Origin of the sequence: Micromonospora sp. NPDC048871, assembly GCF_043198155.1 — a bacterium.
GTDB lineage: Bacteria > Actinomycetota > Actinomycetes > Mycobacteriales > Micromonosporaceae > Micromonospora.
Window position 1 is genome coordinate 179987 of record NZ_JBICUM010000007.1, and the last position, 12592, is coordinate 192578.

Below are 12592 nucleotides of genomic sequence, written 5' to 3' on the forward strand. Positions count from 1 at the left end.
CGGTTCCCGTGGCCTTGTCTGGCCCTGTTCGCCTTCGACCCCTGGCGCTCCAGCATCCTGCTCGTCGCCGGAGACAAGGCCGGACGCTGGCAGCAGTGGTACACCGAAGCGATCCCCCTGGCCGAGCAACGCTACGAGATCTACCTGAAGGAACGCGCCAAGGAGGAGAGCCGACAGCCATGAGCGCTACGCACGCTGGAGCGACATCCGCGCCGCTCACGTCGAGCGCGCCGGCGGCGAGCAGTCCGTCGAAGACGGCAAGCGGGAACTACTCGCCACCGTGGTCGGACACCACCTCGCCGAGGTACGCCGCGCCCGCGGCCTAACTCAACAGCAGACCGCCGACCGCATGGGCGTCACCAGAGGCCGAGTCTTCCAGATCGAACAAGGCGAGTTCTCGGGCCAAGACGTCGTCGCCCGCTACGTCGCACGAGCACACGCCCGCCCTCATCGGCCGGCATTCCTGCTTACCGAGATAGCCCAATCTTCGCCGGACCGATGCCAGGTCGTCTCGACCTTCGTCACCTTCCCGTCCTGGTTCTTCGCAAACACCCAATGTCACCGAGCGCAGAACTCAGACAGGCAGATGAACCAGCATATCCGTCAACCGGAGCTGCGCGAATAGGCGAAACTCCGAACATCACTCCACTCGTAATGGAGAGCCTTTCGGTTTGCCCAGGAGGCCATCGCATCAACAAGACTTCGAACATCCGCGCCACGCGGCACGTCAAAAGCAAGGAAACGATCGCCATGCATTTCCATGCCTATCCCCAGATTGGAAGCAATTGCCGTGAGAGACTCGCAAACACTATCCGGATTGACGTCACAACCTTCGCGCCGCTCGTGTACTAGTGCGCGAAGGACGCGGTTGCCGGACAGGCCTACAACTTCACGGACAAAGACACCATCTGGATCGAGGACAACCTCATCCAGGTATGCCAGACCGTAGGCACAGAACGGTATACACGCGACCCGAAAATGGTCACCCAAGGGGTTCAGCCAGACCTGTTCGAGTTGACCAGGAAGACCGGAGTAAGTCAGATCGACCATGGCAATGTGATACGGAGCATCTCGGCCGAATGGTTCGACATGATTCACATATATCGCGTCTGTCACACACCCTCATTTCTTGCCCCGGCCTGCATGTAGCAGGAACCACTCCTGAGTCATCCTAGCCGGCCAGTGTGCCGGTGGCCACGTGCCCGTGAATCCCGCTGGAGGATTATACGGCACCATCCCATCACGCTTTGAGCTATTGCACTTCGTGCAAATCGGTGTCGTATTTTGATCAGTCAGATCGCCGCCATGAATTCTCGGCTCGACATGATCGACAGCCTGCGCCGGGTTTTGCCTGCAGTAGGAACACAAGGGAGTCGGCTTAGTGGCATCAGCCTGGACGCCGATGTTGTAAGCCTTAAGCATTGGTTTCGGAATTTCCTCACGAGCCCCTAGGCCACCACTCGATCCTCCTGGGATGTCATAGATAGGCTCACTTCGGGGCCCACATATATCCGACCGCGGCTTATTGATGTTGTGGACGAGGACGGGTTGGTCGTCGATGACGATGTAGTACGTGTGGATGTCGGCGACGGTGAGGTCGCGCATCTCTTCGAGGCCGAGCTTGTTGAGCACCGCCACGACGGTGACCGCGCCCTGGCCCTTGACCAGCAGCTTCGTACCCGGCTTCAGGTCCTTGGCGTCGGTCCACTTCCGCTCCGAGGCGTTCCAGAACGGGTGATGCCAGGTCGTCTCGACCTTCGTCACCTTCCCGTCCTGATCCTTCACCGTCAGATCGGTCAGATCCTCGTCGAGGTTGCGATGCAACTGGGTGACCTGCTTCGGCACCGACCCACCCGCCACCGGATCGGTGGCCATGACCTTGTCACCGACGTTGACATCCTCGATCGGCCGACTACTGCCATCAGCCATCAACACCGGCGTCTTCGGATCAAAACTGTGCCGACGACCCGACGTCGAACACGACGCACCAACACCACCGACCGAAATACCAAACCCGCCACCACCGGAGCCGCCGGCGACCGCACCACCACTACGCGCGCCACCACCGCTCTTACGGTTCAACGCACCCAGACCCGGCACCATGTTCTCCGCCGTCGCACGCGGGTTGTAACTCCCCGTCATCGCCAGCTGCGACATCGCGTCCTCGACACCAGCCTCAGCCGACTCCGTCGCCAACCGACCCAACAGACCCGTGCCAGCCTTCTTCGCCACCGCCGCACCGACCTTGGCCGCGATCGCACCACCAGCACCACCGACCAAACCGGTGACCGCACCGGTGCCCAGCGAACCCAACGCGTCACCAATACTGTGGATATCGCCCTGCGCCGCATCCTTCGCCAGGTTGATCAACGCCCCGGCACCCACCATGCAGGCCACCGCACCCGCACCCGCAGTCACTGCCGTGCAGGCGATACCGGCGAGGATCGCACCACTGATCGCGGCGACCTCCAGCAGGACGTCCTTGTGGTCCTTGACCCACTTCTTGGCCGCGTTCGTGGCGTCACGTACCTGGCTGACGGCCTTCTTGACGGTTCGCTGCGCCTTGGCCGCGACCTTCTTGCCAGCCTGTTTCGCCTTCGCGACCGCCTGCTTGGCCTTCTTCTTGACCTGGGCGACCTTCTTGGTGACGTGTTTCTTGGCCGCCTCGTACTTCTTCTTGACGGTGCGTTTGACCTGGTTGTACTTCTTCTTGACCTGCTGTTTGACCTGGGTGTATTTGCGTTTTGCCTGTTGGACCTTCTTCTTGACGGTGGTCTTCGCCTTCGTCACCGTCTTGGTCACCGTCGACTTGGCCGACCGATACGCCGACGAGGCGTACGAGTAGGCGCTGGAGGCGTACGACGAGGTGTACGAGTACGCCGAACGCACCGTCGAGGAGACCGAGCTGACCGCCCGGGAGAAGGACTTCTTGAGGCTTCCCAGGCCCCAGTGCCCGGTGGGGTCGGTGACGATCAGCGGGTTCGCGTCGCCGTACTGGTAGCGGTTGGCGTTGATCGAGTCCGGGACCGGGCTGTTGTTGGCCGTGTCCCGGGTGTCGAACTGCCCGGTGTCGGTGTTGTACCAGCGGGCGTGCATGTTCACCCGGTTGGTCAGCGCGTCGGTCCACTCCGACTGGTAGCCGAGCTGCCCCAGCAGACCGACCGTGGTCAGCACCTTGCCGAGCGGGTCGTAGGTGACCGAGCCGGTCAGTGCCGTACCGGTCGGGCTGAACTGGCCGACCACGTCGCTGTGCAGGTCGGTCCAGACCAGCCGCTTGTCACCGCCGGAGGCGGCACCGACCACCTCACCGGACGGCCCACGCACGTAACTCGCGGAGGCGTCGGCGGCCAGGTCGTTGCCGAGACCGGTGTACGAGTGGCCGGGCCGCATCGCCCGACCGAGACCGTCGTACGTGTAGGTCTGCGTGCCGCCCGCGGACTGCTGCTCGATCACCTGCCCGAACGCGTCGGTACGGGTGATGTTGCCGCCGGCCTGGGCCAGGGTGCCGCGAGCGGTGTAGGTGTATCCGGCACCGTCGGCGTTGATCAGCCGGTTGCGCTGGTCGTAGGTGAACAGCTTGCTGCCGTTCTGCACCCGGTTACCAGACTTGTCGTACGCGTACACCGTGATCGCGCTGCCGTTGTTCCACGAGGTCAGCCGGTCAGCGAGGTCGTAGGTGTAGGTGTTCGCCGCCGAACCGGCGAAGCCGGTCGTGGTCTTGGCGATGATGTTGCCGTTGAGGTCCCAGTCGTACGAGATCTTCGCCAGCGAGGCCCCGGACGGCGACTTCAGTTCGTCGCCGGTGAGCCGGCGCAGCGGGTCGAAGGTGAAGTTGCGCGTGTTGCCGTTCGAGCCGTACGTGATCTTCGTGACCTGGGACAGCGTGTTGTAGGTGTAGGCCATCTGCACGCCGGCCGTCGGGTTGGCCAGCGTCGAGAGCCGTCCCGCGACGTCGTACCCGTAGGAGGTGGTGCCGGCCGCGTCCTGCCGGGAGGCGAGGCGCCCGTCGGCGTCGTAACCGAACGCCGAGTTCCCGGAGGGACCGGTCACCGACACCGGCAGATCGCGGTCGTCGTAGCTGATCGTGTTGGTGCCGCCGGGACCGGACAGCGAGGTCATCCGGCCGGCCAGGTCGTAGCCGAACTCCCGGTCCTCGGTTTGCACCTCGGCACCGGCGCCGGACTGCCGGATCAGCTGGCCCGAGTCGTCGTACGAGTTGGTCACCGTGACCCCGCCGGGCAGGATCTGCTGCACCGGCAGGCCGCTGCGGTCGTACTCGATGGTGAAGGTGCGGTCGGCCGGGTTCGGGTGGGCGCTGGTGGCCGGTTCGATCTGCGACTCGGGAAGCCCCCACGAGTTGTACGTCGTGTAGAAGGCGTTGCCCCGCCCGTCGGTGAACCGGGTGCGGTTGCCTTCCAGGTCGTAGCCGAACGTGGTGACGATCGAATCCGATCCGGAGATCGGCTGGATCTGCTTGGTCAGCACGCCCGTCGCGTCGTACTCGAAGGTGGTGGTGGTGCCACGCGCGTCCGTGCTGGACACCATGTTGCCGGCCCGGTCGTAGCGGGCCACCTGCTCGGAGAGCAGAGCCCCGCCTGCGGCGCGCTCGGTCGTACGGATCGCCCGCCCGGCCAGGTCGTACTCGACGGTGGAGTACGAGCCGTCCGGCCGGATGCTCCTGGTCGTCCGGCCCTCCGCGTCGTACTCGTAGCGGGTCCGGTTGTTGGCGCCGTCGAGCACCGAGGTCGGCTCACCGAGCACGTTGTACTCGGTGCTGCTGGTCACGCCGGTCGCGCTGGTGACCACCGACGGCCAGCCCTGCGCGTTGTAGGCGTAGTGGGTGGTGTGGTTCGTGCCCTGCTGCCGCACGACCTCCGTCGTGGTGACCGTCCGACCGAGGTAGTCGTACGTCGCGGTGGTGACCGCTCCGGTCGGGTCGGTGGACGACAGCATGTTGCCCAGGTCGTCGTAGGTGTAGGTGCTCGCACCATCGTTCGGCGCGATCGTCCTGGAGACCCGGCCGAGTTGGTCGTACTCGTAGCGGGTCACCCGGCCCGCCGGGTCCGTCACGGAGACGAGCTGCCCAGCCGTGTCGTACGCCTGGGTGGTTCGCGGGACGATCGGGGTCGACGAACCCGGCGGCGTGTACGCCGGGGCCTGCTCGGCCACCACCCGGCCGACCGCGTCGTACTCCACCACCGACCAGTTGCCGTTGGCGTCGCGGGTGTCGGTCGGCTCGTCGAACGTGTTGTAGCCGACCCAGCTGACCGCGTTGGCCATCGTCGAAAGCTGCCCGGCCTGCTCGACCAGGGCCGCCGGAGAGGTGGTCTTCACCGCCCGGCCTTCCTCGTCGTACCCGTAGTAGGTGGTGTTGCCGTTCGGGTCGGTGACGGAGGTGGGCAGGCCGTCGAAGTCCAGGGTCTGCGAGGTCCGGATGACCTGCGCGTCCGCCGCCGGCACCGCGCCGGTCCTGACCTGCCCGATCTCGGTGGCGGAGAGCGCCTTCTGGTACGCCTGCACATCACTGATCGAGCCGGGAAACCAACCGAAGCCGTCGGCGCCACCGATGGTGAAGGCGGTCGACACGTTGTTGAGGCTCTCGGTGATGTTCACCGTGGTTTGCAGCACACCGTCGGCGTAGAGCCGCATCGTCTTGCCGACGGAATCCACCGCGAGGGTCAGGTGCGTCCAGGTACCCATCACCGCGGACCCGTGCGGACCGCCGCCGCCGAACCAGGTGGTGGTGCCGTCGGCCTTGCGGACCGACATGGCGGCATACCACCGGTCGCTGACCGGCGAGTAGAAGACCTTGAGTGCGGAGTTGCCGATCGCGCCCGGCGCGGAGAAGACGAGTTGTTCGTCCCCCAGGGCGGCGTTCTTCGAGGCGAGCTTCACCCAGGCGGTGACCGAATACGCCCGGGTGGTGTCCACGACCGGGCCGGACTTGAGGTATCCGGTGGTGCCGTCGAACACGGCCGAGCCACCACGGTCGGTGGACCAGGTGACGCCACCGAGCGCGGTAGCGGGGCTGTTGCCGACGGAGTCGGCCGCCGTCGTCCCCCCGGTCTCGGCGAGCTTCCACCGGGCCACCGGCGTCAGGGCGGTGGAGGTGTACTCGGTCTCGGCGATCGCCCGTCCGGCGTTGTCGTACATCGCCTCGGAGATGCTGGTGGGCGTGCCGTCCGCGCCGGTGGAGACGGTGGAGACCACGTTGTCGTCGGCGTCGTAGGTCAGGGTGGTGGTTCGCTTCAGCCCGTCCGGGTCCACCGTCGTGGAGATCGTCCGGCCGGCCGCGTCGTAGGTGGTCGTGGTGGTGGTGTGACCGTTGTTCGTCACCTCCCGCACCACATTGCCGGCCGCGTCGTAGAAGTTCTCCTCGATCAGGAACTCGTTGCCCGCGTTGTCGGCGCGTACCACCCGCGCCTCAAGACCGTTGTCGGTGTAGGTGTAGCGGGTCTCCCAGTTCATCGAGTCGACCTCGCGGGCCAGTCGACCCGCCGGGTCGTAGGACCGCTGGGTGGTGACCAGATCGCGGGGCGCGGAAGGGTTGTTCGGGTCGCCGGTGAAGCCGACCACCGTCGAAGTGAGCAGGTTGCCCTCGACGTCGTAGGTGCTGGTGGTGACCCCGCCGTCCGGTTCGGTCTCGGTGACGATCCGGCCGTACAGGTCGTACGCGAACTGGGTGGTCTGGTTCGCCGCGTTGGTGACCGACACCTCCTGCCCGTACGCGTTGAAGGTGTGCCTGGTCGTACGCGGTGCGTCGCCGCCGGTCAGGTCGCTGACCGTGACCTCGGTGATGTTGCCGTCCACGTCGTAGGTGGTGCTGGTGTGGGCGGTGTGCACCGCGCCGGTGACCCGGTTGGTCACGGCGGGCTCGGTTTCGGTGATCTCCCGACCGAGCAGGTCGTACGTCCGACTGGTGACGAGCCCGCTGGGATGGGTGTCGGTCACCTCGGTCTCGGTGAGCAGCTGCCCGAGGCCGTCGTACGTGTATCGGGTGATCTTGCCGCCGGGTTCGATGAGCTCGGCGATGTCACCGCTGGCGTAGTAGATGATCTGCTGGATCTGCCCGCCCGGCGTGGTCACCGTGGCCGGCAGGCCGGGCGGCGCGAAACCGCCGTCCTTGGCCGCCACCGTGGTGCCGTCGGTGTACGTCATGCGGGTGACCCGGCCGAGCGGATCGGTGATGCTGGTCTGGTTGCCCTTGGTGTCGTAGTCGTAGCTGGTCAGGTAGGTGTTGTCGGTCTCCGACGCCGACCGGCCGTCGCGCAGGGTCAGCATCAGATCGTTGCGGGCGTCCGGGGTGAGGGTGGTGGTCGTCGCGTCCGGGAAATAGGTGTAGTAGACCGACGAGCATTTGCCGGCGGACTGGTCCTGGCAGGTGATGACCTGTTTGGTGTTACCCCGGGCGTCTTGCAGTTCCTGGGTCCAGACGCCGCGCGGATCGTAGGTGAGGTTTCCGTAACCGCCGACGTCGTAGCCGAACTTCGTGGTGTTGCCCAACCCGTCGGTCTGGGCCACCAGCCGGTGGCCGTTGACCAGGTCGTAGGTGTAGGAGGTGGTCTCACCGGTCGGCCCGGTCACGGTGATCGTGGAGACCGGCATCGGGAAGGCGGTGGCGACCCCGGAGATCATGGTCACCGCGACCGGGGCGGTCTGCTTCGACGCCAGGAAGTGCGTGGCCACCTGCTCGGCGGAGAGCTGCGAACGGTAGAACGCCACCTCGGCGATCGAGCCGGGGAAGTAGCCGACGTCCCCGGTGCCGTGCATGGGCCAGTTGCCGGCCCACTTGCCCGCTCCGACGTACGCGTTGACGGCATCGGTGGTGACGAGCTCGTAGTCAAGCTTGCCGATGGAGATGCCGTCCAGGTAGAGCGACTGGGTGTTGCTGGCGGCGGAGAGCACCACGTGATGCCACTTGTTGTCGTTGACGGCTATCGGGCTGGTGATCACCCGGGTGGGACTGCCGGTCCAGAACCCGCCACGCAGCTTCCCATCGGTGCCGACATAGAGCGACGGGGTCCAGTTGCCGGTCACCGACGGGTCGTTGATCGGGCTGGCCTGGTAGCTGTAGAGGACGCCGCCCTTGTTGTTGCCGGACGGCATCTTGAACCACATCTCGATGGAGTTGGGGCCGGTGGTGGGCATGTCCTCGGGCGGCAGCACCAGATGCGAGGAGGTGCCGTTGAACGATCCGGCCTTGCTGTCGCTGAACGGACCGGCCACCCCGAGGGTGACCTGGTGGTAGGTGGCCGTACCACCCTGCACCTCGTTGACCGCGTCCGTCACCTCGATCTCGCCGAGGCGCCAGTAGTCCGCCGGCTTGGCGCCGAGCACCGAGGCCGCGTAGACGTCGCTGCTGCCGGAGACGGTCGGGCTGCCCAGCTGCCACACCCCGCCGTTCTCGTCGGTGACCGTGGCGACTCGGCCGCTGACCTTGTCGTAGCCGATCTCGGCCGTGACCCCGCCCGACGGGCGGACCACCTTGCTGAGGACCGGATGGCTGGTCCGACCGACGCTGTTGAGTTCGGCGGCGGTGGTGGCGGTCAGGGCCTGGTTGAAGAACGCGACCTCGGCGATGGAGCCGTTGAAGTAGGTCGCCTTGGCCGGGTTGGCACCGGAGTTGACGTGCGTCGGCCAGGAGCCGCCGACGAAGCCCGCGCCGACAAGCACGTTCGCCGACCCGCCGGCGATCTGGGCGATCGTCCCGTTCAGGGTGCCCTTGAGCGCGCCGTCGAGATAGAGCCGCTGCACGTTACCGGCACCGGCCAGCACCACGTGATGCCAGGCGCCGTCGGTGACCGCGACGTCCGTGGTGATCGTCGCGACGCTGCCGGTCCAGAATCCGCCGCGCAGCTTGCCGTCACTGCCGATGTAGAGCGACGGGGTGTAGTTGCCGGCGGTGGTGCCCTTGCTGATCGCGTCGGCCTGGTAGCTGAAGAGCACACCGTTCGGGGTGCTCGTCTTGAACCACATGCTGATCGACTGGTACTGCCCGTCGGCGACCAGCTTCCCGGGCAGTTGGACGTGTGAGCTGGTGCCGTTGAAGGTCGCGGTGGTCGCGGTCGAGCCGGGCAGCGCGGCCGGCTGACCGAGGGTCACGTTGGTGTACCGGGCGTTGTCGACTCCCGCGTTGCTCAGCACCTCGCTGACCGCGGTGGTCGCCCCGGCACCCTCGTCCAGTCGCCAGTACGAGTACGGGCCCGCGTTGAGCACCGCGTTGGCGTACTGGGAGGTGGTGTCCTGCTGATAGGTGGTGCAGTTGGTGTGGTCCGTCGGCGGGCACACCCTGGTCAGCTGGTCGTTGGCGCCGTAGCTGTACGTCCAGGTGGCGATCGTGTTCGGGTCGCCGGGCACGGCCGGGTCGGTGTAGACCGTGGCGACATGCGGCTTGGTCGACCCGGCCGGAGTCGACCAGGTGAAGTGCAACGAGCGGCCGGAGGCCGATGTCGCTGTGATCAGATTCGCCGAGCTGTCGTAGGAGAAGGTCATCGCCCGGCCGTTGGCGTCGGCGATCCGGGTGACCTTGAATACCCCGGTGCCGGTCGCCCGGCCGAACGTGTAGACCGTGGCGTCCTTGTCGGTCAGGGTGTAGCCGGTGACCGTGCCGCCGGAATCCTTGGTCTCGACGAAGGTGGCGAACCGGCCGGACGGCGGGCTGAAGGTGCCGTTGGCGTTGCGACCGAAGGCGACGTCCTGGCCGGTGGGATAGGTGACCAGCACCGACTGCACGCTGCCGGCGACGTCCTTGACCTGGGTCGCCCGCACGTCGACCAGGCTCGACCAGCCGGCGCCGAAGGCGTTGTCGCGGCGGGTGTCCAGGCTGTTGTAGCTACGGGTCACCGAAAGCGAAGGCCCGACTGTGCTGATGCTGGCGTCGGTGGCCGAGGTGGTGTAGTTGCCGACGCTCGGGTCGAAGCCCTTACCGGCGTTCTGCGCGAGGTTCGTGGTGAGCAGCGGCTGCGGTACGGAGGTGGTGAACGCGTACGCGGGATAGACCGCGCTGTAGCTGACCTTGTCGTACACCCGGACGGTGTACAGATATGTCTTGTTCCACGCCAGCTTGCCGGCGGGCACCGTCCAGGTCGGGCTGCTCACCCATCCCGAGTTCACCACGGCCGCGTTGGTCGCGGCGTCGGTGATGACGTAGTTGTAGGTGAAGCCCTTGTTGGGCCACTTGTCCGAGTCGACCGCCCGCGAGAGCAGTTGCGGGGTGAGGGTGTTGACCACCGCGTTGTTGCCCGGGTAGCGCAGGTTGATCTGCGGCGCGACGTTGTTGGAGTAGGTCAACTCCAGGTACGGCTTGTACGCACCGGCGGAGTAGTTGGCGGCGGTGAAGCGCTTCCAGGCGGTCGAGTCGGTCACCGAGGCGGTCAGCGCCAGGCCCTCGTTCATCCCGCCCGTCGACCAGTCGTTGAAGGTGTCGACGGCGAGCGGCACGGTGACCCACTTGCCGGTGCTGCGGACCGCGTTGGTGTTCGTACAGGCCGGGTAGTTGTCGGTGATCGTCAGCGATCCGATCGACGACGAGATCGCCGGGCCGGGGTAGCTTCCGGTGGTCAGGTTCGCCACCGTCCACGCCTCGTTGACCCGGTGGACGTTGAACGGCTTGTGCGACGTGCAGTCGTACGACCAGGTGTGGTAGAGCTTCAGCTTCGCGCCAGTGATCCGCTTGCCCATCAGGCCGTCATCGTCGAACTCGTCGAAGTGGATGAACGAGCGAGCCTTGACCGTGCCACCGTTGTAGGTGCCGACCGGCAGGTTGTCACCGTTGTGGTTGGTCGTGCTGGAGTCGTTGTCGACGTAGACGTCGCCGGTCGTACCGGTGGTGGTGGTCGGGTCCACCCGGACCGGGTACTCCCGCGCCGGGTCGTTGAGCCAGGTCGAGTCGGCGACGACCTTCAGTGCCACCTGACCGTCGACGGTCACCAGTTCGAAGTTGACCGCCGAGGACTCTGCCGGTGCCCCGGACTGCGGGTCGACCTTGGAGTCCTGCATCGACCCGTGCGGGAACCAGGCGACCGCCTTGCCGTCGCTGTTGAGCAGTTCCACCGAGCCCTCGGCGGTCGGGCGTGGCGTCAGCCCGTCCAGATCCAGGGGGAACACCCAGGTCGAGGCCGCCTCCGGCGACCGCAGGATCAGGGTTTCCTTGATCCCGGCGTCGAAGGTGGTCAGCTCCAGGTCGGTGTGCGGCAGGACATCGCGGTAGACGGCGGTGGGTCCGGTGACCTCGGGGGCGCCGATGGCGCTGCCTTCCAGTCGGTAGGCGACGGACTCGCCGGTCGGCAGGGTGAGCCGGGCCAGTTCCGCTTCCTGGGCGGTGGCCCCGCTCCTGGCGCCGGCGGCGGCGCTGCGATCGGCACCGGCGGACGGGGCCCCGGCCACGGAGAGCTTCAGCCGGTTCGCCTTGACGTGCAGGCGTCCGTCGGACCGACGGGTCAGGTCCGAGTCGATCTTCTGCCAGGTGCCGTCGGCGGCCAGGTAGTTGACCGGACGGTTGTGGGTGCGCTTGGTGAACGACCCGTCCGCGTTGACGTAGACGTCGGAGCGGGCGCTGGACCGGCGGGCGTCCCGCTTGCTGGTGCGGGCGTCGAACCCGGGCTCGGCGACTCCGGTCTGCTCCGGGGTGGACTCGATCTGATGTGGCTGATACGAGTCGAGCGTGCCGGCGGCAGGCTTCGGTGCCCGCCCGGCACCGCGTCGCGCATCGGTTGCCGCTGCGGGTGCCTGCGGATCGACCTGCACCGGCCGACCCGTCTGCTGCACCGGCAGCCCGACGAAGGCTGCGGAGGCGGACCACGCCGGATGCTGTCTGAACCAACTCAGCCAGGTGAGCGGAAACTCGCCACCGGGCCGCACCACGTCCGGCGGTACCGCGACGGTCAGCCCGAAGATCACAGCGACGACCAGCGCCGAGCGGCGGCCGGCCCTGCTGAAGGATCGGCCCATGGCCGCTCACTCCCCCGTAAATATTGATGATTCCGAGGGAATTTTTGTGGCTAGCTGATCATGGGACAAGCTGTCCGAACGAACAGATCCTGAAAAAAACCTGAGAGCTCAGGAGCGCGTTCGGGTCAGCGCCACAACCAGGTCATGTGCTTGTCTCCGCACCACTTCCGGGTCGCTATCATCCACAACCGACACATTCCGACCCGGCTCGATGGTGCCGAACGCAACAAAACGCGCCTGGGGATAGCGGGCAGCGATTTTTGTCACTCCGGCGACCGGTGCCGCGCCGACCGCGAAGATCACATCGCAGCGGTTCTGCACCAGACCGGCCAGAAAGGTTTCCGCCTGCGGCCCGGTCTGCGGACCGTCCACTTCGAGATACTGCACCTTCACCTGCGTTGCGAGAGATGCCTCCTGCATCCCACTCCACACCGGACTGGCTTCCGGGGAGGCAACCCCCTGAGCGCCGGTGAGCAGGCAGGCGGTCTCGGCTCGGTACTCGCGCTGACGCGGCGGCGGTTCGTCGTCCGGCCAGAGCAGCCAACCGGCGGTCAGCACCACCACGAGACCGGCCGCCACCAGGGCCCAACGCAACACCCGACGTGGCACGAACCCCCACGGCGGCCCGCCCCGGCGGGGCACC

At 66.5% G+C, this 12592-nt stretch carries 3 protein-coding genes and 2 pseudogenes; 2 read left to right on the top strand and 3 right to left on the bottom strand.

The genetic code is table 11. The annotated features are described in order from the left end of the window. Window positions 1-24: 24 nt before the first annotated feature. Together ACGFIK_RS18110 and ACGFIK_RS18115 are read left to right on the top strand one after the other, a co-directional pair. A pseudogene (locus tag ACGFIK_RS18110) lies at window positions 25-183 on the top strand (type II toxin-antitoxin system RelE/ParE family toxin); the annotation flags it as partial. A gap of 22 nt (window positions 184-205) precedes the next feature. Then, window positions 206-463, top strand: a pseudogene (locus tag ACGFIK_RS18115) (helix-turn-helix transcriptional regulator); the annotation flags it as partial. 140 nt (window positions 464-603) lie between these two features. Here ACGFIK_RS18115 and ACGFIK_RS18120 read toward each other — a convergent pair. The 3 genes from ACGFIK_RS18120 to ACGFIK_RS18130 all read right to left on the bottom strand — a co-directional run bounded on the left by ACGFIK_RS18120 (window position 604) and on the right by ACGFIK_RS18130 (window position 12528). Further along, window positions 604-1050 carry a DUF4265 domain-containing protein gene (locus ACGFIK_RS18120; protein WP_327023835.1) on the bottom strand — a complete coding sequence of 149 codons (447 nt, stop codon included), beginning with the start codon at window positions 1048-1050 and terminating at the stop codon, window positions 604-606. Window positions 1051-1122: 72 nt separating this feature from the next. After that, window positions 1123-11949 carry a LamG-like jellyroll fold domain-containing protein gene (locus ACGFIK_RS18125; RefSeq protein WP_393340301.1) on the bottom strand — a complete coding sequence of 3609 codons (10827 nt, stop codon included), beginning with the start codon at window positions 11947-11949 and terminating at the stop codon, window positions 1123-1125. 108 nt (window positions 11950-12057) lie between these two features. Continuing rightward, window positions 12058-12528 (bottom strand): hypothetical protein, encoded by a 471-nt coding sequence (locus tag ACGFIK_RS18130; protein WP_327023833.1) that lies wholly within the window; start codon window positions 12526-12528, stop codon window positions 12058-12060. Between the last annotated feature and the right edge of the window lie 64 nt (window positions 12529-12592).

Coding starts and splice junctions, on each gene's coding strand:
- ACGFIK_RS18120 (WP_327023835.1), bottom strand. CDS start 1,050: ATGGTCGATCTGACTTACTCCGGTCTTCCTGGTCAACTCGAACAGGTC.
- ACGFIK_RS18125 (WP_393340301.1), bottom strand. CDS start 11,949: ATGGGCCGATCCTTCAGCAGGGCCGGCCGCCGCTCGGCGCTGGTCGTC.